This is a genomic window from Myxococcus sp. SDU36 (assembly GCF_030168875.1).
In the GTDB taxonomy this organism is placed as follows: domain Bacteria; phylum Myxococcota; class Myxococcia; order Myxococcales; family Myxococcaceae; genus Myxococcus; species Myxococcus vastator.
Genome location: NZ_CP077414.1, coordinates 3,569,296 through 3,593,234 on the forward strand (window position 1 = coordinate 3,569,296; position 23,939 = coordinate 3,593,234).

The following is a 23,939-nucleotide window of genomic DNA, read 5'->3' on the forward strand; positions in this document are numbered from 1 at the left end:
CGGAGGAACCCTCAGTGCGTTTCCCGGAGCAACTCCCGCCGAGAATGCCGTGCTCAAGCTGGATGCGGATGACCGGCCCGTTGTCGCATGGTCGGAGTTCGACGGCTCATCCAAGAACATTCATGTGGCCCGCTGGAACGGTTCAAACTGGGTCCACCTGGGCGGAGGACTGAGCGGCCTCGCCGGGGCAGCGACTCATGCAGAAAGCCCGGCTCTCCATATTGATGCTTCGGGGAGAATCTTGGTGGTTTGGGATGAGGCAACAGGAGTTGGAATCGGAAAGAACCTTTACGCGAGGCGCTGGAACAGCACGTCCTGGGAAGACCTACCTGCGTTTCCCATAACGGGCAGTGTGGAGACGTTCATTGGCGAGCCGTGCCTCACAACAACAAATACCGGAACCGTTTACGTCTACGCGACGCACGTATCGGGTGTTGGGCGGCTCGTTGCCTTTGAACTTCAAACGGGTGCGACGAACTGGACCCCCATCAACGTACACCGCCCACCAGACTACGACACGACCGGAAGCGCGACCATCAGCGCGCAGGGTACCAATGTATTCGTCGCATATGATGCCTACCATGGCCCAGATGAAACACGTGTCATTGGCGCACTTCTGAACCATTCAACTGCATTGGGAAGCAGCCTCATCACGCTACCACAGTCCGCAGTAGCGACCAGCCCTGGCATTGCAGTCTCAACAGGCGGGATACCGTTTGTGACCTGGGAAGAAGTGCGGCAGAGTTCGGCAGAACGAACGATTCACTTTTCAAACTGGACAGGCAGCGCATGGGCCGAACCAGCACGCATCAGCCACCTTTCCACAGACAACATTGATGCATCGCTCGCAATCGGCGAAAACGACATTCCCATGGTGGCATGGAGCGGTGTCACAAACGCCCAGCGCTCCATTCATGTCTCCCGCCGCCCGACCTCCACCTGGGAGCCCATTGGGCCACCTTTGATTTCTTCGTCAAGCGGTGACATGGAGGCATTCCATCCCGCGCTGGAGATTGATCGCGAAAACCGGCCCTGGCTGGCATGGCACGAAGCAGGTCCATCCGGCTCTGACATTCACGTCTATCGTCACAATAAATAGTCATTGACTCATGGAGCAATCAGGCTGCCTGCTCCATGTTTTCATTGTCGGGACAAGCGTAGAGGTTCAGGCAGGGGCGCGCAATTGAAGAGGGGGCAGGCCAGCAACCGGCACAGGATGCTTGTCGCTGGGGTCGCAGAGGAACTGCGTTCAAGTTCAAGCATCCATTCCGCACTGTTCGAGCTTGAAGGCGTCTACGAGTATTCGTGAGTGTCATCAGGGGATGCCGTGAACAAGGGGCGCTCCCGTGACGTCACTCCTGCCGTTTGGGAACCACGAGGCCTTGGCTCAGGCGCTTGAGCACCCGCTGCTTCTGCCGCCGCTTGTAGGCCTCGTGGGCATTCTCTCCACGCTCGTTGAGACGCGCGGTTTCCTCATCAACAATCTGGAACTCGACAAGAGAAATGAGAATTCGTCCCTTCCGTGGCCGGGTGTCTTCCTCGGGTGGCGGGAGATAGGCATCCATCCGCACCGGGATATCCACCACGAAGTTCAGTGCCCGGTAGGTATTGCCGGAGAAGGCGTTTCCGCCAGAGTTCTCACGATCTTCGAAGTCACGATCCAAGTGGAGGCGGGGGATGTGCTGTTCGAAGTGTGGGTTCTCAGCGAGGACTGACTTGAAAGGTAGAAGCGTGTTTTCCGTCTGCCCAGGAACAACGAGATGGAACGGGAAGAGCCGCTGCGTGAGGTAGTAGAGTGCCGGCAGCAAGTCCTCCCGCTTCTGCGTCACGACACGGAACCGGGTCCTGTCATAGACCTGCGCGGCCACCGTATCTTTCTTCGCCAACAACTTGGTGATGAGCGAGTCCTGGGTCTTGATGGAGTGCGCGAACTCCACGATAGGCAGCCCTTTGGCCTGCATCTCAGCGGCGACGCCCAACACACGCTCCATGATGAGTTCCGCCAACGCCGCTTCCGAAACCGGCAGTCGGAAGAGAAGGTCTCGCCCTTCAATGTGCTGGATGACGTGCATCACCTTCAGGACGACGCATGCGATGCGCCGATGCCTGGGCGACCCTTTGACTCCCGAAGCGTAGAGGAACAGGTCGTGGATTTCCTCGGGCCGAGCCACTGCATCCGCGACGCGGTAATTGAACGTCTTCCGGAGGTACTCGACGGCTTCAGCCAAGACGCCCCGGGCCCACTCCTCGTCATAGGCCCGGGACACATCCAGCTGAAGAAGCCTGAGGAAGTTGTCGACCTCCCCGCGCGTCTGGAAGTGCATCCTCCGCCAGTCGATGACCGATCCCCCCCGGAGGATGAGCCGAATGCGCTCAAGTTCGCGCAATCCCATCTGCTGCACCGTGCAGACGGGAAGATCTGGCAAAACAGGAGTGAGCGGTGGCGGCTTCACGATGAATCTTCCTAGTCGAGCGAGGTTCGCGACGATAGCCCGACCAAAGCAAAAGGCCTTCCAAATGGAAGGCCTTCGCGTCCATCACGCCCACTGAGAGCAGCTACTTGCAGGCAGCAGGTGCATCGGCCGTCTTGACGACATGACCAGCCCGGTACATCTGCTCACTCAGCTTCTGGCCGTTCTCGGCATAGGTCACAGCGTTCCCCTCACGCTTCCCCGCGACCCAATGCTCTGCCACCTTCGTCACGCCGCTCCCGAAGTACTGGAGTCGTCGCCCGTGGTAGTTGCCGCCTACGAACTCAATCTCCTCGGTTTTCACGCCATTCTCGTCGAAGAACGTCCACACGCCAGATTGAGCACCGTCGACGTGCTGCCCCACCACTTTCTTCTGGCCGTTCAAGTGGTAGCTCACGTAGGGCCCATGTGCGACGGGCATTCCTTCGCTGGTACTTCGCTTCACACAAAACACGCCGCGGTCAGTCATCGTCTCGCGCCCGCCGAACTGTTTCGTTCCGGCTGGACAGGAGAGCCTCACTTGTTCGACCTGCTCGGCCATCCCAACAACAGGGAGGCCCATTGCCAGAGCCAGGACAACGCCATGGACCGTTCGATTCTTGCTCATGCTCTTCCTTCCTGATGCGGACTGAGGACTGATTCGGGATGTCATGCGGTGTGTTTGAACGCTCCCCCCAGGCGAATATTCAAGATCGCCACAGGACACAGCAGGGAGTTCGTTCGACAACAGGCCCCCAATAGAACTGAGGCCCCACTTCCGAAGTCGGAACATGGGGCCTCAGCAACCCCGGAGGGCTGGATTTCGCCAAATCGGAGGCGCAGCCCCGTTACTTCGTCAGGGTCGCGCAGTACCCGTTACCACCCGTGAAGTACACGCCAAGCACAATCTGGTTGTCTGCGGCGGACGTGCACAGGTTGAGCGAAATCGAGGCGCTCTTACGGTCCGAAGAACGCTGGTAGCCGTTGCTCAGCGGAACGGCATTCAACTCGGTGCCATTGGTGCGCACATAGAAGAAGCCGTTGAGCCCTTCCTTCGTGGACGGCAGGTCGTCGTTCTTGGAATAGAAGTGAACACGCGCCTTGACCGTCTGCGCGGACGTATCAGAGCCGCACGCGGAACCAAAATCTTCCTTGGTAACGTTGTAGATGATGTGACCAGTGCCAGTTGCCGGGTCAAAACTGGCCGCAGGCTTGCCCTGCAGATTCGAGCACGTGGGGGCAGCCAGCTCCGTGCAGGTACCAGAGCTGCAGGAGTCACCGTAGGCGCAGGTGGAGCGGCCCTCACCCGTGCAGGTCGTCGGCTCGGGCTCGGTGTCACCCTCTTCGCACTGGCCGGTGCTCGTGTTGCAGGTCCGGTCGCCGGTGCAATCGGCGTTGGACGAGCAGGCCGTCACGCAGACGTTGTCCAGGTTGGAGCAGACCAGGTCCGTGGACTCGGAGCCCGTGCCACCGTTGCAGAGCACGTCCGTGGAGCACTGGCAGATGCTCGTGGTCGCGTTGGGACCCGTGCCGCCCAGCGGGGCGCAGGTCTTCGCCGTGGAGGGGCAGTCCACCGCGGCGGAACAGGTCTGCACGCAGATCTGGGCAGTCGGGTGACAGATTTCCGACTCTCCGCACTCGTCGTTGCTGGAGCACGCGCCCGGGGACGTCGTGTCGTCACCGCAACCAGCCATGAGACCGCTCATCGCGCCCAGCGCCGTGAGCACCAACATCATCTTGCGAAGCTGCATGTTGAGATTTCCTCTTGTTTGGAACGCCGCCCGGGGGGCCTCCGGCCACTGACAACAGGCCCCAACATCCATGCGAGCATGGCAGGCTTAGTCCTGCCCGTCCGGACGTGTCAACGAGTGTCGACGCCACCTGGACGGCTGCTCGGCCGGGAAATTCACCCTTCGCACAAGCAGACAGCGGGAGCGGAGGCCATCGCGACGTTCATGTCGCGATGGCCTCTCTGGACGCCCCAACTTTCAGAAGGTGAACGGGAAGTCAATGGGCTCGCCCTGCCGCTTGTGACGCGGGAAGGACCAGCTCTTGATGAGTCCGGAAATGCAGCTCGCCATGTAGGTGGAGCGGAACTCGTTCGTGCGGCATGACACCGCCGCCGTCTTCCCGCTCGTCTGGATGGTCCAGCGCATCACCAGCTTGCCACTCAGCGACGGGTCCTTCTTCTTCTGCTCGTTGACGCACTTCACGATGGCCGGCTTGTTGGCCAGCACCACCGCCATGATGTCCGACTGCTGCAGCCGGTCCGGCACCCCGCCCCCGGGCTCGGGCGGGACATACGCCGTCGGACGCGCCGCGGACGGCTTCGCCCCCGAGTTCGACTTCTTCGTGCCGAAGAGCTCGTCGAAGTCATCATCCGAATCGTTCGACGAGGGCCGCTCCGCACGCGCCGGCGCGGACGCGCGCGGCTCCGGGGCTTCCCGGCGCGGCGATGCGGTGCGGCGGCTGCTCGGGCGCTCGACCTTCGCCACCACCGTCTCCTCGGGCTTCGGCGTTTCAACCGGAGGCGCCGGGGGCGTCGCGACGGTCGTGGGCGTCGTCTCCGGCGGAGGCGTGTTCACCGGCGCTGCGGCGACCTCCGTGGGAGGTGCCGAAGGCGGCGTCGCGGGATTCACGGGCGGCGGTGCGGCCACCACGGGGGCCTCGTTCGCCGGAGGGCTGCTGGGAGGCGGCGGCGGCGTGGCCACGGGCGTCGCCGCGGCAACCGGAGGATTCGCCGGCGCCGCATCCGCGCTGCCCCCACCCTTCAGGAAGAGCGCCGCTGCGCCACCACCAACCAGGAGCAGCCCCGCGGCGATGCCAGCGAAGAGCCCCATCTTGCCCTTGCCCCCACCCTGCGACGGATAGGCGGCCGGGTAGCTCGGCTGCGGCGGGTACGGCGCGGGCATGGGCTGCGCATACTGCGGCCCGGGCTGATGCCCATACGGCATGGGCGCCGGCTGCTGATACTGCTGCACGGGCTGCTGCCCATATGGCATGGGCTGAGCCATCGGCACTTCGGCGCCCCGCAGGGACGGCGAGGACACCGGCTCCGGCGGCGGCATGGGCACATCCAACAGTCGCGACTGCGACACCGGCTCCCGGCCCAGCGCGGGCGCGGGCGTCGGAGGCGGCTTCGACAGCGCGTCGTTCTCTTCCTTCACCAGCGAAGCCAGCACGCTGGCCGCGGACGGCTTCCAGCCCACGGCTTCCTCGGAAGCGCTCGCGGGCCCGGAATCCCCCCGCGCCCCCTTGCCCGCGCTGAAGGCGGACTGCACGGGGCCGGAGGACACCGTGGGCGTCGAGCCGGACACGGGCTCGGGCGCGACGATGACGGGCTTGGAGGGCCGCGGCGCCAGCACCGACGCCAGCTCCGCCGTCTCCGACAACGGAATCCAATCACTGAAGCCCGAGCGCCAGCAGAGGCTGTCCGGGCCCACCTCGCCGCGGTCCCACAGGTCCTTGACCTTCTCGACGTTGAAGGGGCCGACCTGCTTCTCGTCAATGGCCACGTACCACTCGTGCGCCGCCGCGTTGGCCTTGGCCTCTTCCGTGTCCGGCTCGGCCTCCGCTTCGGCCAGCTTGCGAACGTTCTCCGCGGACGCTTCGCGCGCGGCGGCCTCGTTCGCGGCCTCGGTGGGAATCTTCTGCGTGCCGGAGCTCAGCACCTGGTCGAAGACGGCGCCAATCTCGTCCTCTTCCACGTCGGTGAAGAGGCCGCCTTCGGGCGGCGTGCCCAACGTCGCCGGCATCGTGGCGGCGGGCGCGTCACTCCCCTTGCCCGCGTCAGTCGAGGCGGAAGCCTCGGAGGTCGAGGACTCAGACGCGGAGTCCTTCGCGGCCGTCGCGCCAGCGGGACGCACGGTGATGGTGTGGCCGCACTTCTTGCAACGGACCTTGACCCCCTTGGGGCCAATTTTGTCGTCGCTGATCATGTACTGCGCGCGGCAACTGTCGCAGACGAAACGCATCGTTCCCGTAAGCCTCGGAAATGACGGGAGAAATCCCGCCTGAATCGTAGAAGTGGCAGCCGGAGGGGTCAAGGTTCGGAGCCAAGTCCGCCCGCCTGCCGTTTAACGCACGAACCCCACGTCAGGGTCTGTCCCTACCTGCGCACCTGCACCTCCACGTGCGTACCCACGGCGACGCGCAGCTCGTGCAGGTCCTCAGAGGTGGCGAACACCAACAGTTCCCGCAGCTTGTTGCGCACCGGGACGCGGAAGGCGGAGCCCGTCTCGCCCTGCACCATGCGGCGCACCGGCTCCATCTCCCCCGCCGCCAGCAGCCCCGCTCGCGCCGCGGTGAGCTCCGCGCCCTCCAGGTATTGCCGCACGGCCTGCGGCGTCGCGGTGGGCAGCCAGGCACGCGCCGCCTTCGCCAGCGCCGCGCGGTCCGGCTCGTTGAGGCTCCGCTCCAGCAGCCGACGCTCCGGCTCCACCAGGTGCTGCGCTTCCGCGATGCGCACGTTGCCCACGACGAGGCTCAGCGCCGCCTGGAGGATGGCCTCCAACCGCTCGGGGGCCACGCGCTGGCTGAAGGCCAGCTCGGAGCGCGCGAGCGCCAGGGTGCGGCCCAGGCGGTAATAGACCTCCTTCTGGCCCTGCTCCGCGAAGTACTTCCCACCCACCCGCAGCGAGGCCGGGTGTGTCTGGAGCAGTTCCACGTTGATGAGCGGCTCGGGCGCCGGCTCGTTGGAGCGCTTCGCCATCCGCTCGCGCGTGGCCACGAGGAAGGGCGAGTACAGCTCCACCGCCTCCATGCCCAGCACGCGCGCCACGTACCGGTAGTGGTGGACGTGGTACTCGGGCGCGCTGGCCACGTCGATGCGGTGGCGCTTGGGCACCAGCTGGTACTGCTGCGACGGCACCGCGTACAGGTGCCCCACCTTCGCGAAGAGCAGGCCCAGCAGCTCCGCCAGCGGACCGCGCGCCTTCGGGTGGAACAGGTGGTTGTGCCACAGCTGGTCGTTCAGCGGCCGCGGCTCCACCTTCTCCTTGTTCTTCGCGTAGGGCCCCAGCTTGGTGAGGATCTCCTGCTCATCCTCCCCAGCCTCGCCCAGCAGGCCGGACACCGCCTGCGCCGCGAGCCAGGCGCCGTCGTAGTTCTTGCGCAGCGCGGACAGCCGCACCAGCGCGCCCACCACCTTGCGCGGGTCCGTCGTGTTCGGCAGCGCGCGGCGCAGCGCGGCGATGGCTTCGTCTTCCCGGCCCGGCATCTGCCCGGCGAGGTCCGCGAAGGCCTCCTGCACCGCCGCGTCGTCGGGCAGGCCCTTGGCGGCCACGCCGTAAGCGGCCACCGCGCCCTCCGGGTGCTTGAGCACCTGGAGGTACAGGTCGCCGAGCGCGCGCCACAGCGCCATGCGCGCCACGTGCGTCTCCGGCGTCTTGGGCAGCCGGCCCAGCATCTTCGTGTAGTTCTCCTCCAGCTGCTTCCACTGGCGCGCCGCGCCGAGCATCGCCTCCAGCGCGCTGAAGGCCTCCACGAAGCGAGGGTCCAGGTCCAGGGCGGCGTTGAAGGCCTCGGTGGCGCCCTCCACGTCCTTCAAGTCATCGCGACGTAGCTCGCCCAGCGCGAACCAGACGCGCTTGGCCTTGTGCGGCTCCAGGCCCAGCGCGGGGAGCGCGAGCATGCGCGCCAGCACGTCCGCCGCCTTCTGGCCCTGCCGCGTCTCACGCAGCAGCACGTAGAGCTGGTCCATCACCTCCGGCGCGTCCGGCTGGGACTTGAGCGCGTTGGTGAAGGCGTCAATGGCCATGTACGGGTCGTGCAGCTCGTCACGCGCGATGCGGCCCAGCTCCAGGCCCACCTTCGCGCGGGCCTCGCCTTCCAGCACGCCCACCAGTTGCTGCCGCAGCTCCGCGGACTTCTCGTACTGGCCCTGCTTCTCCAGGAGCGACACCAACGCGCGCAGCGTCGGCTCGTGGCCCGGGTCGATGGCCAGCGCCTTCTCGAAGTGGTTCTGCGCGCGGTCCGTCTGGCTCAGCGCGGCGTGGATGTCGCCGAGCTGCCAGTACACCTCCACCACCTCCAGGTCCGTCAGCTCCTCGCGGTGGTGGATGAGGATGGTCTGGAAGACCTTGAGCGCGCCTTCGTAGCGGCGCGTCTGCACCAGCAGGTTGCCGTAGCCCTCCAGCGCGGGCAGGTACGTCGCGTCCAGCTCGTAGGCCTTCTCGTAGCAGCTCAGCGCCTTGTCGCGCTTGCTCAGCTTCTCCGCCACGTAGCCCAGGCGGTAGAGCTGACGGCAGAGGTCCGCGGCGGAGACGGAGTCCTTCTCCGCCATCGCCATCTCCGCCATCTTCCGCGTGACGATGTCCAGCATCCGCTCGCCGGACGCCCAGTCCTCGTGCGCGATGTACACATCCGACAGCGGGCGCGCGGCCTCCAGGCTGTCCGGGATGTGCTTCAGCGCTTCCTGCCAGTAGCCGGTGGCGGTGTCCCGGTCCTCGCGCGTCTCCGCGTGGTAGCGCGCGACGTCCAGCAGCGCGCGGCCCTTGGCGGCCGGGTCCTCGGTCTGCTCCGCTTCCTGGCGCAGGGTCTGCTCGTAGCCGCTCCAGTCCTTCTCCTGCTCCTGGATGCCCTTGAGGGCGCGGATGCTGGGCAGGTGGCCGGGGTCCACCGCGAGGGCCTGCTGATAGGCGGTCCGGGCGCTGCCCGTGTCCATCAACATGTCCTCGTTGATCTTCCCCAGGCGGTAGTACAGCTCCACCGCGTCCTTGGACTGCCCGGCGAGCTCCGCCTCCTTCGACAGCATCTCCAGCGCGAAGGGCCAGTTGCCGCTGCGCTCGTACATCGTGCCCAGCGCGTGCAGCGCCGGACGGCACTCGGCGTCCACCGCGAGCGCCGCGTGGTAGTTGTTCACCGCTCGATCCAACGCCTTGAGCTGCTGGTACTGGACGTTGCCGATGTCCACGTAGAGCTCGGCCTGCTCCTGCGGGCTGACGGCCAGCGCGAGCTGCCGCTCGTACGCCGCGATGAGGTCCTCCCACCGCGCCTGCGCCCGGCGCAGCCGGATGAGCGTCTTGATGGCCTGGACGTTCTGCGGGTCGATGGCGAGCACGCTCTCCACGCAGACGTCCGCGTTCGCCGGGTTCTGGTATTTGTCCTCCCAGATGGTCGCGCTGCGGAAGAGGACGCGAATCTTCTCGCGCCAGTCCTCGCTCAGCTCCAGCATCCGCTCGTAGATGGCGAGCAGGTCCGCCGGGTGGTCCAACCGCGTGTGGAGCCGCTCCAGCGACTCCAGCGCCTCGCGGTTGACGGGGTCCAGCTCCAGCGCCTGCCGATACGCGGCCACCGCCGACTCGTCATCGCCGAGGTCACGCTCGTAGACGCCCGCCACCTCCACCTGGATGCGCGCGCGCTCCTCGATGCTGTCCGCCAGGTCCCGGGCCCGAAGCAGCGTGGACGCCACGTCCGGCCACGAGCGCTGACGGCGGTACAGCGCGGTGAGCACGCCGAGCGTCTCCGCGTCGGGCTCGAGCTCCAACGCACGCAGCAGCGCGCTGGCCGACTCGACAGGGTCCTCCAACTGCTCGTCCCAGACGCGGGCAATCTCGCGGAGGATGCCCTTGCGCTGCTCGATGGAGCCAGCGGCCTCCAGCTTCTGCTCCAGCGCCACCACGTACTCACGCTGGCGGCCGCGCCGCTGGAACACCGCGGCGAGCCCATCCAGCGCGGTGGCGTTGGTCGGGTCGAACTCGAGAATCTTCCGGAACGCCGCTTCCGCCGCCTGCGGGTCATCCAGGTGCGTGTCGTGGACGCGCGCCAGCGTCGCGTAGAGTCGCTCGGCCAGGGCGCCACGCGGCAAGTCGTCAGCGACCTCCTCGTAGACGGCGGCCAGCTCCTCGTGGCTGCCCGTCTCGTCGGCCAGCCGCTCCACTTCCTCGCGCAGCGTGTCGTCCGACGCGTCCAGTTGGAGCGCGCGGCACAGCGCCAGGAAGGCCACGTCCTTCTGTCCCAGCCGCGCTTCCTGCACCCGGGCCAGCTCGCGCAGCGCAACCAGCTTCTCCTCGTCCGTGACGAGGTGGGGCAGGTAGCGGTCCGTCACCTGGGCGTACGCGCGCCAGTCGTTGTGCGTCCGGTACAGGTCACACGCGCGCTCGTAGGCGGTGCGGTTGGCAGGGTCCAGCTCGAGCACCTTCTCCAGCGCGCCCGAGGACAGCTCGGGCTTGCCGCCCTGCCCCACCCACAGGTCCGCCACCGCGAAGTACGCGGCGACCGCCTGCTCACGCTCCTCCGTCAGCAGGTGCACCTGCACCTTCAGCTCCAGCGCGCGCACCGCGTCGTTCCACGCACGGAGCGAAACGAAGAGCTCGTGTACGCGCTCCAGCTCGGGAACCTGGTGCGGCTCCACCTCCAGCGCGCGGCGGGCCGCGTCCAGGGACTCCTCGCGGCGGCCCATGCCGGCCAGGACTTCCGCCAGACGCAGGCGCAGCGCCTTCACGCCGTCGCTGCTCTCCTGGAGCGGAATCAGCCGGCGCAGGACGCCCACCAGCTCTTCACGCTGGCCCGTCTCGTCGTACAGCTCGCGCAGCGTGTCGAGCACGCCTCGGTGCCGCGCATCCCGGTCCAGCGCGGCCTTGAAGAACGGCACCGCCTGGTCCGGCTGCTTCAGCAGGCGGTACACGACGCGGCCCAGGCGCTCGTTGAGGCGCACGACCTCGCGGGGGTCCAGCGTCACCGCCAGCCGGCCCTCGAGCAGCTCCCGCAGGTCCTGCGGCCGGTCGGCGCGTTCGTAGAGCGACTCCAGCGCGGAGAAGGCCTGCTCGTTGCGCGCGTTCTTCGCCAGCAGCTCGCGGTACAGGTCAATGGAGCGGCCCAGGTCCGACAAGCCCTCGGCGGAGACCTGCGCCATCTTCGCCAGCACGCGGTCGCGCTCGGCGCCCGACACCTTCTCTGCCTGGAGCTTCAGGATGCCGTAGAGCTTCTCCGAAGCGCCCGCCGACTCGTAGAGACCCTCCAGCTGCCGCGCCGACGCGAGGTGCTCCGGGTCCAACGCCAGGATGCCTTCGTAGGCGCCCGCCGCGCGGTCCGGGCTGTCCAGCCGCTCCTGGTAGAGCTGGCCCAGGCGGAACAGGTAGCCCACCCGGTCCGCGGGCTCCGTCACGCCAGCGACCAGGGCCTCCAGGATGCCCGCCAGCTCCGGCCAGGCCTCCAACTGGAGGTACAGCCTGTCCAACGCCACCAGCGACGGCTCCTGCACCGTGGGGTGAAGGGTGCGCGCGCGCTCGTAGTAGGAGACCGCGCGGTCCGAGTCGCGCAGCTTCGTCTCCAGCATCTGTCCCAACCGGAGGCAGACCTGCGCCGCGTCCGCGGCCTCGGCCACGCGCGGCAGGGCTTCTTCGTACGCGGACAGCAGCTCGTCGTAGCTGCCGGACGCCTCCGCCGAGTTCTCCAGCCGGGCGCGAATCGCGGCGTCGTTCGGGTCTTCCTTGAAGGCGCGGAAGAGGGCCAGGAAGGCCAGCTCCGACTCCTCCTGGGACTCACGCAGCGTGGCCAGCTCATTCAGGAGCGCCTTGCGCTCGAACGCGTCGCCCGACACGCCCACGCGCGTCTCGATGACCTGCGCCAGGCGCGTGATGTCGCCGCTGGCGCGAAGGGCGCGCAGTAGCGTCTCCACCGCGAGCAGGTTCTGCGGCTCGCGGGCCACCAGCGCCTCCATGCGGCCCACCGCGCCCGCATGGTTGGCCTGCACGGACAGCACCTCGCCGTACAGCGCCAGCGCGCCCGTGCGGTCCATCAGCCGCGACTCGTGCACGGTGGCCAGACGGAACTTCAGCTCCAGGCCCTCCTCCGCGGGAATCAGCGCGATGCGGCGAGCCAGCGCGTCCGCCAGCTCCGGCCAACGCTCCTGCTTCTGGCAGAGCGCCTCCATGCGCTCCAGCGTGGGCAGGTCGTCTGGCTTGAGCTCCAGCAGGCGCCGGAAGGTGGCCAGCGCGCCCAGCGCGTCCTTGAGCTGCTCTTCCTGCAGCGTGCCCATCTGGAAGAGCACCGTGGCGCGACGCGCCGGGTCCTCCGCCGCCGAGAGCTGCCGACGCAGCACCTCCAGCAGCTCCGTGGGCTTGCCCTGCGACGCCACCAGTCGCACCGTGCCATCCAGCGCCTCGATGTCCGTGGGCCGCAGCTCCATCACGCGCTTCCACGACGCCAGCGCCTCCGCGGGCTCGCCCAGGTCCGTCTGGATGCGGGCCAGCGCGCGGTACAGCTCGGCGCGGGCGGTGTCGCCCGCCTTGCCCACGACCTCCGACAGGATGGCGGCCAGCTCCTCGGGCGCTTCCGCCTTGTCCACCAGCGCGACGCACAGCTCCAGCGAGCGCAGGTCATCCGGCAGCTCGCGCAGCGCGCGCGTGGCGGCCAGGAAGCCCATCTCCGCGTTCTCCAGCGAGCCCGCGTAGATTTCCGCGATGCGGCGCAGCAGCATGGCGCGCTCCTGCGGCACCGCCTCCGCCGAGGCGCGCGACTCCAGCATCTCCACCTGCTTCAGGTGGTTGCCCACCGAGGCGAAGATGGGCTCCAGCGCGCTCGCCGCGGCGCCACGCAGCGGGCTCTCCGAGCGCGCCATCTCCTCCAGCGCGCCCACCGCGCCAGCGTGGCCCGCCCGGCGCGTCAGCACCGACTGGTACAGCTCCAGCGCGCCGCGCGGGTCATCCAGACGCGACACCTTGAGCCGGCCCAGGCGCACGCGCAGGTCGGACGCCTCTTCCTGGGCGCCGCGCTCGTCGGCGAGCTGAATTTCCCGCTCGATGTGCTGCGCCAGCTCCGGCCAGCGCTCCATCTCCGCCAGCACCCGCCCCAGCAGCTTCAGCGCGTTGGCGTTCTCCGGCCGCAGGCCGAGGATTTCCCGGTACGACTGCGCCGCCAGCGACTTGTCCGCCAGCGTCTCCTCGGCCAGGTGCGCCAGCTCGAAGAGCAGGTTCACCTGTGAGGACGCGTTCGTCTCGGCCGCCACCTGACGGCGCATGACGAGCGCAAGCTCGCGGTGCGCGCCCGTGCGGCGGTGGACCCGGGCGATGGCGTCCAGCACCGACTTGTTCTTCGGGTCGCCGCGCGACAGCTCCTCCATTGCACGGACGGCCAGGTCATAGCGCTTGAGGCGGTTGTCGTAGATGCCCGCCAACCGCCGCCACAAGTCACCCGCGAGGGGCTCCTGCGCGCCGCGCTCCAGTTGGTCCTCGTAAGCCGCGGCCACTTCCTCGAAGGCACCGGAGTCAGCGGCCAGCCGCTCCAGCTCGTCGCGCACCGAGGCCTCCCGCGGCGCCTCGTTGAAGGCGCGCAGGCGTGCGACGAAGGCGAGCGACGTCTGCCCCAGCGCCTCGCGCAGGGTGGCAATCTCCTGGAGGTGCTCCAGCCGCCGCTCGGGCGCCACGCCCGGCAGCAGCACCTCGAGCACGTCCACCAGCTTCCGGGTGTCGTTGACGCCACGGTAGACGGGCTCCAGCAGGCGCGCCGCTTCGGCGCGAGGCGCATCATGCGCCATCAGCCGCTCCAGGCCCGCCACCACCTGACCGTCCCCGGGCGCCAGCTCCAGCAGGCGCCGGTACACCGGCAGCGACTCCACCGGCCCCACTTCCTTCTCCAGAAGCTGGGCGCGCTTCAGCAGCCAGTTGCGCCGTGCGCCTTCATCCGAGGAGCCCTCCGCGAGCTGGTTCAGCACATCCGCCTGCTCCACGAAACGCCGCGACTTCGCGTAGAGCTTCTCCAGCGCGAGCAGTCCCTCGGGCACCTTCCGGAGCGCCAGCGCGGAGCGATACGTCTCGATGGCCTTCGCGTCTTCCCCCGCGTTCGCATGAGCCTCGCCCGCCTTGAGCAGCAGCCCCACGCGCTCTTCCGGGTCGGTGGCGAGCTGCGCCTGACGCGTGTAGACCTCGGACAGGCTCTTGGCGTTCTGTCCCTTCTCATACAGGCGCGAGAGGGCCTCCAGCGCCTGACGGTCCTGGGGCGCATCCGCCAGCAGGCTCTTCCACAGCCGCGCGGCCTCTTCCGGCTGGTCCAGCGACTCACGCACCTCCGCCGAGCGCCGCAGCAAGTCCAGCGCCGCGGGGTCTCCCGCGTTCAGCTCCGTCGCCGCCGTCTCGTAGATTTCAGCCAGCACCTCGTGCGAGCCCGTCTCGCGCGCCAGCCGCTCCAGGTCCGGCTGCACGCCTTCCCGGTCCAGCCCCTGCGCGAAGGACTTCACCGCGGACATGAACGCCAGCGAGGGCTGGAGCATGTCGCGCTCATAGATGCGGCGAATCTCTCCCGAGAGGAGGATCTTCTCCACGGTGAGCGCGGACGTCATCCGCGCTTCACGCAGCGCCACGCGGCGGGCGTGGTCACCCACCTGCACCAGCACCGGGTCCAGCACCTCCAGCGCCGCGCCGCTCGCGGGCACCGCCGCCATCACCCAGGCCTCGAGCGCCGCGCGCGCACCGGGATGCCCCGAGTCCTCGGCAAGTATCTTCCGATAGAGGCCCAGCGCCGCGTTCGGGTCGTCCAGGACCGTGCGCTGGAGCTCCGCCAGCCGGAAGGAGACTTCACGCCCCTGCGGGCTCTGCCCTTCCTGGTTGCGGCGCAGCGCCAGCGCCCAGGCCTGGTCGGCGTGACGGCCACTCTCGGTGTAGAGCCGGTCCAGGGTCGCCGCGGCTTCACGGCTCGCCGGGTCGCGCTCCGCGATGACGCGCCAGGCGTCCGCGGCGCTCTCCTTGTCCATCAGCTTCGTCTCGTGCAGCAGCGCCGCCTCGCGCAGGAAGGCCAGCTGCTCGGCGGGCTCCGGCGATGCCGCGGCCAGCTTCTCCAGCACCTCGGCGAGCGCCGCCCACTCCTCTCCCGCCCGGTGCAGCCGCTGAAGGGCGCGCAGGCAGTCCAGGCTGCCCGGCTCGATGGCCAGCAGGTCGCGCAGCGCCTTCACCGCGCCGGCCTTGTCGTCCAGCTTCTTCTCCTGCACCTCGGCCAGCTCGCGCAGCAGCGCCAGCCGCGCGGAGCCGACGTTCCCCTCCTCCGCCAGCTCCGCGATGATCTCCGCGTAGCTGTCCAGAGAGTCCGCGTCCTCCGCCGCCTGCCGCGCCGACGAGCGCAGCCCCGCGTCACCAGGCGCCAGGCGCAACGCGCGCGCCAGCGCCGCGAAGGCCAGCTCCGGCTGTCTCAAATGCGTCAGGTGCACCTGCGCCGCCTGCCGCAGCGACTGCACCCGCGCCGCGTCGTCCTTCGCCACTTCCGCCAGCACGTCCAGCGTGGCCACCAGCTTGCGGTGTTCCTTGCTGCGCTCGAAGGCGGGCACCAGCACCCGCGCCGCCGCCTCGCGCGACGGGCCCGAGGCGAGCATGGCCTCCAGCGCCGCCAGCGCATCCGGGTCGGTGGGGCGCTGGAGCAGGATGTCCGCGTAGCTCTGCACCGCCTCCGCGCTGCCGTCCTGCGACTCCTGCAGCAGGTGCGCGCGACGCAGCTTCAGCCGCGCCACCTTGTCCGCGTCACCCGCGGACTCGGCCAGCGCAATCAGCCGCGCCAGCGTGTCTCCCAGCTCGCGCGTACGGCCGGCCTTCTCGTACAGCTCCGCCAGGCGCGGCAGATGCCGGCCTTCCTCGGCGCCGTGCGAGAGCGCGGACTGCAGCGCCTCGGCCGCCTGGGCATCACGGCCCAGCTCCGTGTTGAGGTCCACCAGCTGAAGCAACAGCTCCAGCCGCTCCTGCCCACGCGCGCCCTGGATGCGCTTGCGCAGCAGTCCTTCCGCGTCCGCGGACCGGCCCGCGCGACCGTACAGCCGCACCAGCCGCTGCAGCACCGCGTTCGACTCGGGCGCACGGCCCACCGCCGCTTCCAGCGCCGCGATGGCCTCCGCGGCGAGCGCGCCCTCTTCCGCCAGGCTCGCGGCCTCGAGCAGCAGCGGCACGGCCACCGCGGGGTCCTCGGACTCGGAGGCCTGCGTGCGCAGCACCCGCCCCAGCTCCGCGTGCGCGGACAAGTCCCTGGCCAGTCGCAGCGCCTCCGCGCGAGCGCCCTCGTCCTTCGCGTCCTCGCGCAGCGCGCGCACCCGGACGTCGAAGGCCGCGCGGCTGTCCGCGAGCTGCTTCTCATGAATGCTGGCCAGCAACGAGAAGAGGCGCTTGCGGGCCGCGGGCTCCGTCGTCACCTCCAACTGCTGCTGGAGCGCCGCCACCTGCCGCTGGTGGTCGCCGCCGCGGCCGTAGTGCGCCGCCAGCGCCTCCGTCACCGCCGCCGTGCGGATGCCCGCCGCCGCCAGCCGCTCCAGTCCGCCCACCACCACGCCGGTGGAGACGTTCTCGGCGAGCAGCCCGAGGAACAGGTCCGTCGCATCCTCCTGACGCCCCAGCCGCTCGGCGTACAGCTTCGCCTGACGCGCCGTCCACTCGTTGCGCTCCAGCTGCGTCTCCGCCAGGCCCGCCAGCCGCCCCGCGAGCGCCGCCGCCTCGTCGAACTTCGACAGGGCCACGCACAGCGCCTGCAGCCGCTGCACGCCCGCCGCATCCTCCGGCGCGAGCTGCACCCACTGGCGAGCCAACGGCTCCAGCTCCTCGGGCGCCGCGCCAGCCGCCTCGCGCCGGGCAACGTCCGCCTCCAGCCGTGCCTTCGGGTCGTCCGCGCGCGCGGCGGCCGCCTGCAGCGACTTCACCGCCTCCGCCGCGGCCGCGTCACCCGGGACACGCGACAGCACCTCACGCCAGGCGGCCTCCGCGCGCGACGGGTCCGCCAGGGGGCCCTGGAGCAACTGGGCCAGCTGCCGCCAGATGGTGGCCGCGACCTCCGCCACCGGCGCCGCCTCCGCCGCGCGTTGCAGCGCCAGCGCCAGCGCGGGCTGCGCCTGGGCCTTCTCCGCGTGCTCCACCACCGTGCTTAACAGCAGCGGACGGCCCGGCTCCAGCTCCAGGGCGCGCGACAGCACCTCGAAGGCCCCGCGCGCGTCGTCCTTCTCCTCGAACATCAGCGCGAGCGCTTCGCAGAAGGCCACCCGCTCCGGGCGCGGACGCGGCGCCAGCAGCGCCAGGTCCAGCAGCGGCACCACGGCTTCCAGCTCGTCGTCCTCGGCCAACAGCCGCGCCAGCTGGAACGCCGCCAACGCCTGCGTGGGGTCCAGCTTCAGCGCCGCTTCCAGGTGCTCACGCGCGGCGTCCGCGTCCTTGAGCTGCGTCAGGAACAGGTCCGCCAACCGCAGCCGCATCCCCGCCTGGAGGGAGCGGTCCTTCACCGTGCCCAGGTAGCGCTCCAGCACCGCGACGGCTTCCGGCGCCCGGCCCTTCTCCAGGAGCTGCTCGGCCGTCAGGCTGGCCGCGTCCGCGCGGGACGGGTCCGCCGCCACGGCCTTCTCGAAGGCCGCCAGCGCGCCGTCCGCGTCGTTCATCCGGCCAAGGCGCAGCGTGCCCACGCGCAGCCACAGGTCCACCTGCGCGTTGCGGTCCTTCACCTCGCCCGCCATCGCTTCAATCTGCGCGATCGCCGGAGCGAAATCGCCGCCCGAGCGCAGCGTCAGCTTCTCGATGAGCGACAGGCCTTCGGGCATGCCCGGCCACAGCAGGAAGCAGCGGTCCAGCGCCTCCTTCACCTTCGCCGCCGCGCCCGGGTCGTACCAGGCGAAGAGCTTCGCCACGAGCAGCGACAGGCGCGCCGCGCTCTTCCGGTCACGCTCCTCCAGCGACATGCTGCGCAGCATCCGCACGCGGTCACGCCACGTCTGCTCGAAGCGCTGCAACGAGCGCGCGGCCTTCTCCAGCCGCGCGTTCTGCGGCTCCAGCGCGCGGGCAACGTCCACCACCCGCTGCGCCAGCTCGTGCTCGGTGGGGTCATCCACCAGTCGCTCGGCGAGCGCGGCGTACTCCTCCGCCATGCCCGCGTCCCCCAGTGCCGCACGCTCGCGCTCCAATGCCTCGAAGGCCGGCTGGAAGCGCTCCTCCGACAACAGCACCTGACGTACGCGCCGGAAGGTGGCGCGGTCCGGCTTCGCGCGCGCCGCACGCTGCAGGCACAGCACCGCGCGATCGCGCCGGAACAGCTTCTGCTCGTAGACGTCCGCGGCCTTCAGATAGTGGCCCGCGCACTCCTCACCCTGGGTGACGGCGCCCAGACGCTCCAGGACGTCCGCCAGCGCGGCGCCATCCTGCCGCGACTCGTGCAGTCGCTTGAGGCCTCTCAGCGCGGGGAGCGGATCCTTCGCCACCAGCAAGGCGCGCTTGAGCAGCTCCTCCGCGCGCTGCGTGTTGCGCTGCCGATCATGCGCGAGCTCCGCGGCGCGGCACAGCAGGCGCACCGCTTCGTCGGAGACGACATCGCGCGAGCGCCCCTCGTAGAGGCGAATCAATTCCTCGACACGGCCGGCCTTGTCGAGTGCCGCTTCGGCTTCGACGAAGGTGCGGTCATCGGACACGCGCAGCGTGGGACGCGACGAGGGCGTGGGCTGTTGCATGGAGGGGCGGGCCTTGGAATGGAAAGAAAAAGCAGCGAGGGCGCCAGTGACCGGAACTCTACCGGTCGCCAGCGCCCCCGAGCAATCGTGCAAAACCCGCCAAACGGCGGGAATCATTGGCCTTCTCGCTACCCGGCCGAGGGAGCGTCCGGCGGCGTCTCGCCACCCTCGCTTTCGTCCGCCGCATCCGCCGAGGGGGCCTGGGCAGGTGCGGCCGTCTCCGGAAGCGCCTTCGCACGCTCCACACCCGCGCTGTCGTTGAGCTGGGTGTAGAGGGCAACGGCCTTGTCACGCTGCTGCAGCTCTTCCGCGAGCTGAGCGGCGCGAGGCAGGTTGCCGAGCTTCTCGTGCAGCGGGAGCGCCTTGTCCTTGCGGCCAGCGCCCTCCCACGCCTCGGCGGCGGCGGCGATGTCACCCAGCAGCTCCAGCCACCGGGCGCGGCCGGCCGGCTTCTGCTCCTGCTCGGCCCGGGCCAGCTCCTTCTGCGCCAGCTCCTTCGCCTCGTCGTCCAGCTTCAGACGCTGCATGAAGTGGAAGGCCTTGGGCGGAGGCAGCGGGCTGAGGACCTCCACCGCCTCGCGGCGCTGGCCCACGGCCGCCAGCAGGGTGGCGGCACCCAGTCGATCCCCCCGCTCCACCAGGCTCTTCACTTCGAGCCCACGGATGCGGTTGGCGCTGGCGACGTCCCGCGCGCGCTCGTACGACTTGCGCGCCAGGGTGAGCTTCCCGGAACGCTCGTAGGCGAGCGCCGCCTGGTCGAACTGGCGGGCGCGCTCGTAGAGGCGGGCCACGTTCTCGAAGTCACCCTTGCCGACGAAGTGCTCCATGAGGAGCTCGTAGGCACCGGCCTTCTCCAGCGTGGGCGCGAGCTGATCCGGCGGCAGCGTGCCCACCAGACGGCGGGCCATGTCGTTGTCGCTCCCGGCCAGGGCGTTGCGCAGGGCGCTCTTGAGGTCGCCACCCGTCTCGAAGAGGCGAGCCGCCTCCGCGAAGGAGTTGTTGCGCTCATGCAACCGGCCCGCGTCGCGGGTACGGCCCAGGGTCTCGAGCTGCTTCGCCTGCTCGTCCCAGGTGCCCGTCAGCTCCGGCAGCGGACGCTCGCCACGCTCCGGGCGCTCGCCACGCTCCGGACGCTCCCCCCGGGCGGGCCGCTCGCGGCGCTCCGGACGCTCACCCGAAGCGGCACGCTCGGGACGAGCGCCACGCTCACGGCGCTCGCCACGCTCGGGACGGTCGCCCCGCTCACGGCGCTCCTCGGAGCGAGGCGCCGCGACGGGCTCCTCGACCTCGGGGCCGGGCTGACGGCCGCTGGCCGCGAAGGCCGCCTCCGCGCGCTCGGCATCACCCGCGGCACGCCAAGCCTGACCGACCAGGAAGATGACGTCCGTCCACGCCTCGAACTTCTCGCGCGCCGGGTCCACGGCGGGAGCAGCGGCCTCCGCGGGAGCAGCGGCCTCCGTGGCCTCACCCTCGGCGGTGGCAGGTGCCTCGGCGGGCGCCTCACCCTCGGCGGGCGCGGCGGCCTCCACCGGGGCCGGCGCCTCGGCCGGAGCAGCAGCCTCCGCGGCGGCGGGCGCCTCGGGCGCGGCCGGCTTCGGCTGGCGCTGCACGCGCAGCAGCGTGGTGATGAGGCGGCCACGCGTGTTCAGGTCCAGGTCATCCAGCGACTTCAGCCGCATGGGCCGCAGCGAGCGGACAATGGCCTGCAGTGGAGCCTTCTCCGCACCGAAATCCGTCTTCGAGAGCGCCTTCTCCAGGATGCTCAGCTCGGAGATGACGCGCTGACCGGGGCCCACGGGGCCCTCATCGCGCCCGCGTCCACGGCCGTCTCCACGCCCACGGCCGTCGCCACGTCCTGGGCCACCACGACCGCCAAAACCACCACCCGGTCCGTCACGGCGAGGACCCTGGCCCGGTGCACCCCCGTCACGACCACGCCCACCCGGGCGCGGCCCACCGCTTCCATTCTCCTGAGGCACGTCTTTCTCCCGCTAGAACGCGTAGCGAATGTTCGGCGCCACCGCGAACCCGAACGAGCCCCCGGAGACGAGGTACTGCCCCGTCACCTCGAGCCCTACGGAAAAGTGGCGCAGCCGTGTGTAGTACTCCACTCCGGGCCCGGCAAACACAAGAATGTCGGAATCGGGGAGAAGCCGCTCCGGCGAAAACATCGCGTAGCCAGCACCCGCGCGGACATAGAACCAGGTGCGCTTCACTTCCTGACTGTCAGCGAACCCCACCAGGCGGGCTCGCAGCACCGCGCCGGGGATCAAGGAGGAGAAGTCACCCGACACCGCGCCGCCGGAGTTGCCCACGTACTGGGCGCTCGTGCGCACGCTCGAGCCCATGAGGAACAGGCCGACGGAGACGCGCTCGCCCAGGTCCACGCCCACCTCCACCTGCGCCATGGGCCCGGAGGAGAACGGACGCGGCGTGCCTTCGGCCGCCGGCGGGTTGGTGATGAACAGGGGCCCACCGAGCACCGCGAAGTAGATGCCCCGCTCGATTTCATCGAACGTGACAGCGGGGCGGTCACCCTGGGCAGTGGTGGGCTGCTGGGCGCTCGCGGCCGTGGGGAGGACGAACGAGGCGCACAGGGCAAGTGAGGCGAGGGCTTTCATGCGGTCCTGACGTTGGCCCGGCCCCCGCGGGGGAGAGGGAGCCGGGGAAAGGCGCGGTGGGCAGACCCGCTTCAGGCCTGCCCACCCGGAGAAAGGCCACCCGGCGCTATTCGCCGGACTGCTTGAAGATGAACGGATACGTGACGACCACCACGCCGCCGCCCTTCGGCTCGGGGAACTTCCAGGTGCGAACGCGGCCGGCCACGCACGTCTCCAGCGCCGCGTTGCCCGCCGTGGACTGCGCCACCGACGACGAGGCGACCGAGCCATTCCCCGCGATGACGAACTTCACCGCCACCTTGCCGCCCAGCTTCGGGAAGCGGTTGAGGAGGCTTTCGAAGCAGTAGCGGATCTGCCCGCGGTTTCTGTGGATGACCTGGCGGATGAGCTCCTTGTCCAGCGAGCCCATGACCTCCGGGTCGGACGAGGTGATGCCCACGTCGACGCTCTGCTTGCCGCCCAGCACGCCCACGCCGCTGCCGTAGGTGCCGGTGCCGCCGCCACGGCCCTTGGTGCCGATGCCGCCAATGCCAATGGTGTCACCCGTGCCGCCGCCGCCGCCGCTCGAGCCGCGCAGCCCCATGCCGCCGAAGCCACCGGAGTTGCCCGCCTTGGCGCCGAACATGTTGCCCATGGCGCTCTTCAAGTCACCACCCAGGCCGCTCTTGCCGAAGACGGTGGAGATTCCGCCCTTGCCGCCGCCGAAGATTTTCGCGGTCAGCGCGCGCGCCTCGTCCTTCTTGCTCGGGTCACCCTTGGGGGCGGTGCGGCTGTTGGTCTTGGGCGCTTCCTTCTTGCCCATCTGACCTTCGTCGCCGCGGTTCTTCGCCGCCATCTCCCCGCTCTTCTTCTTCTCCTTCTGCTGGTTGAGGCGCTCGAGGAACTTGTTCTTCTGCGTCTCCGGCGGCTTGATGATGAGCTTCGCGATGCGGGCGTTGTCGGCCGACAGCTCGTCCGCGTACTCGTCCCCTTCGCCCGTGCGGTTCATCGCGGAGATGACAAACGCCGTCGCGATGAAGAACAGCACCAGGAAGATGTTGAGCGCGGTGTAGTCCATGGACTCGCCCAGCGGCACCACGACGCGCTTGGGCACGGCCTGGAAGGCCACCTCGAGCGTCACGCCGCCCAGGTCCACCCAGAGGAAGTCGTCCGCGTCCAGGGTGAGCGTGTACGCCTCACCCTCATGCGAGGCCTTGCCGGACTCGATGACGGCCTTCAGGTCCAGCGTCTCGCCCTTGCGGGTGAGCTCACCCTTCATCTTCGCCGTGAAGCGCACGGAGAAGGACTGGCCGTCCGAGCGCACCGCCTCGAACTTCGGGCCGCCCAGGCGGGAGTCGCCCATGACGAAGTTCACGCCGGCGGCGCTGCCGACGACGAAGGCCCGCTTCACGCCCGGGGCCATGAAGAACTCGCCCACGCGCTGGTCACCCCAGGCGAAGCGCAGGCCCACGCCCAGTGGACCGCTGGACTTCGTGCGGCGCACCTTCCGCACGCGCGGCGCGGCGTCCTCGGGCGCGGCCACGGCGGGGGCCGGCGCGGGCTCGGCGGGGGCGGCCACCGCGTTCTGCTGGGTGGCGGCGAAGGACGGGTCGATGGCACCCGCGACCGGAGCGACCACCGCGGCCTGCGCCAGGCCCTCGGCCGGCGCCGGCGCGGCGATGACGGGATTCTTCTCCGTCACCACCTCCGTGCTGGCCGCCGCGGCCGCCAGGTTCACCGCGGCCACCGCGGCCGGGTTCTCCAGACGGATGGTGGTGCCACCCACGCGGATTTCATCACCGAAGGACAGGAACCCCTTGGTGACGCGCTTGCCGTTGACGTACGTGCCCTCGACGCTGCCCATGTCGATGATGGACATGGCGCCGTCGCCGGCGACCTCGATGACGGAGTGGATGCGGCTGACCTTCTCGTCCTCCAGGCACAGGTGCGCCGAGGAGAGACGGCCAATCTTGATGATGTCGCGCTCGTAGTCCTTGGAGGCGACCAGCGAGTCGCCCTTGAAGACCTTGAGTGTCAGAGGAACGGCCATGGGGGCTCCAACGTAAAGTGGGTACGGCGTCAGACAACGCGCGCGGCGGTGGGTTCCCGCCGCGGTGTGGCGCTGGCTACAGCTCGCCCACGGACTGCATCACCTTGTCCTCGAAGTCCTCGCGGATGCGGATGAGGTTCGAGTGCTGCACCCGGTCACGCGCTTCGATGTACTCGCCATCCGGCTTCGTGAGGTCGCCTTCGATGGTGTCGTCCTCGAAGTCGATGGTGGTCGTCTTGGAGTAGCGCACATTGCCCTCCCCTGAACCACCCGGGTTGGAGCCCTCGTCCTGGGCCAGGGCGGGCGTCACCGCGAGCACCGCACACAGCATCAACGCCTTCCGCATCACTGCCTCCCGGAAGGGACCCGAAGGCCCCTTCGCACACCGAATCCCCGGATGAGGGGGAAGCCACAAGGTTTGCATCATCCCCCGCGCCCCCGCCACAGCG

General features: G+C 69.4%; 11 protein-coding genes. 1 reads left to right on the forward strand and 10 read right to left on the reverse strand.

All coding sequences use genetic code 11. The annotated features are described in order from the left end of the window. Positions 1-49 precede the first annotated feature (49 nt). Complete coding sequence (locus KGD87_RS13895; protein ID WP_284667904.1) at positions 50-1,099, forward strand: hypothetical protein; 1,050 nt, start codon at positions 50-52, stop codon at positions 1,097-1,099. Between the two features lie 253 nt (positions 1,100-1,352). On the opposite strand, the gene KGD87_RS13900 is transcribed toward KGD87_RS13895, so the two are convergent. From KGD87_RS13900 to cglF, 10 genes are all read right to left on the reverse strand, one after another. Continuing rightward, on the reverse strand, positions 1,353-2,453 hold the full coding sequence (locus tag KGD87_RS13900) for a TIGR04552 family protein (RefSeq protein WP_284667905.1): 1,101 nt from the start codon (positions 2,451-2,453) through the stop codon (positions 1,353-1,355). A gap of 103 nt (positions 2,454-2,556) precedes the next feature. After that, positions 2,557-3,078 carry a toxin-antitoxin system YwqK family antitoxin gene (locus KGD87_RS13905; protein ID WP_284667906.1) on the reverse strand — a complete coding sequence of 174 codons (522 nt, stop codon included), beginning with the start codon at positions 3,076-3,078 and terminating at the stop codon, positions 2,557-2,559. Between the two features lie 220 nt (positions 3,079-3,298). Then, positions 3,299-4,201, reverse strand: coding sequence for a hypothetical protein (locus KGD87_RS13910; RefSeq protein WP_284667907.1), 903 nt, complete (start codon positions 4,199-4,201; stop codon positions 3,299-3,301). A 237-nt stretch (positions 4,202-4,438) separates the two neighbouring features. Beyond that, positions 4,439-6,424 (reverse strand): adventurous gliding motility protein GltJ, encoded by a 1,986-nt coding sequence (gene gltJ, locus KGD87_RS13915; protein WP_284667908.1) that lies wholly within the window; start codon positions 6,422-6,424, stop codon positions 4,439-4,441. Between the two features lie 134 nt (positions 6,425-6,558). Next, positions 6,559-18,840, reverse strand: coding sequence for a tetratricopeptide repeat protein (locus tag KGD87_RS13920; RefSeq protein ID WP_284667909.1), 12,282 nt, complete (start codon positions 18,838-18,840; stop codon positions 6,559-6,561). A gap of 128 nt (positions 18,841-18,968) precedes the next feature. Further along, positions 18,969-20,636 (reverse strand): DEAD/DEAH box helicase, encoded by a 1,668-nt coding sequence (locus KGD87_RS13925; protein WP_284667910.1) that lies wholly within the window; start codon positions 20,634-20,636, stop codon positions 18,969-18,971. Further along, entirely contained in the window at positions 20,603-20,806 is a 204-nt protein-coding gene (locus KGD87_RS13930; protein ID WP_176416500.1) for a hypothetical protein, read from the reverse strand. Before KGD87_RS13930 ends, KGD87_RS13925 begins: the two co-directional genes overlap by 34 nt. 25 nt (positions 20,807-20,831) lie before the next feature. Further along, positions 20,832-21,461 carry an adventurous gliding motility protein CglE gene (cglE, locus tag KGD87_RS13935; protein WP_284667911.1) on the reverse strand — a complete coding sequence of 210 codons (630 nt, stop codon included), beginning with the start codon at positions 21,459-21,461 and terminating at the stop codon, positions 20,832-20,834. Between the two features lie 106 nt (positions 21,462-21,567). Continuing rightward, positions 21,568-23,490 (reverse strand): adventurous gliding motility protein GltG, encoded by a 1,923-nt coding sequence (gene gltG, locus KGD87_RS13940; RefSeq protein ID WP_284667912.1) that lies wholly within the window; start codon positions 23,488-23,490, stop codon positions 21,568-21,570. Between the two features lie 76 nt (positions 23,491-23,566). Continuing rightward, positions 23,567-23,836 (reverse strand): adventurous gliding motility protein CglF, encoded by a 270-nt coding sequence (gene cglF / locus KGD87_RS13945; RefSeq protein ID WP_284667913.1) that lies wholly within the window; start codon positions 23,834-23,836, stop codon positions 23,567-23,569. Between the last annotated feature and the right edge of the window lie 103 nt (positions 23,837-23,939).

Coding starts and splice junctions, on each gene's coding strand:
- KGD87_RS13905 (WP_284667906.1), bottom strand. CDS start 3,078: ATGAGCAAGAATCGAACGGTCCATGGCGTTGTCCTGGCTCTGGCAATG.
- KGD87_RS13910 (WP_284667907.1), bottom strand. CDS start 4,201: ATGCAGCTTCGCAAGATGATGTTGGTGCTCACGGCGCTGGGCGCGATG.
- gltJ (WP_284667908.1), bottom strand. CDS start 6,424: ATGCGTTTCGTCTGCGACAGTTGCCGCGCGCAGTACATGATCAGCGAC.
- KGD87_RS13920 (WP_284667909.1), bottom strand. CDS start 18,840: ATGCAACAGCCCACGCCCTCGTCGCGTCCCACGCTGCGCGTGTCCGAT.
- KGD87_RS13930 (WP_176416500.1), bottom strand. CDS start 20,806: ATGGAAGCGGTGGGCCGCGCCCGGGTGGGCGTGGTCGTGACGGGGGTG.
- cglE (WP_284667911.1), bottom strand. CDS start 21,461: ATGAAAGCCCTCGCCTCACTTGCCCTGTGCGCCTCGTTCGTCCTCCCC.
- gltG (WP_284667912.1), bottom strand. CDS start 23,490: ATGGCCGTTCCTCTGACACTCAAGGTCTTCAAGGGCGACTCGCTGGTC.
- cglF (WP_284667913.1), bottom strand. CDS start 23,836: ATGCGGAAGGCGTTGATGCTGTGTGCGGTGCTCGCGGTGACGCCCGCC.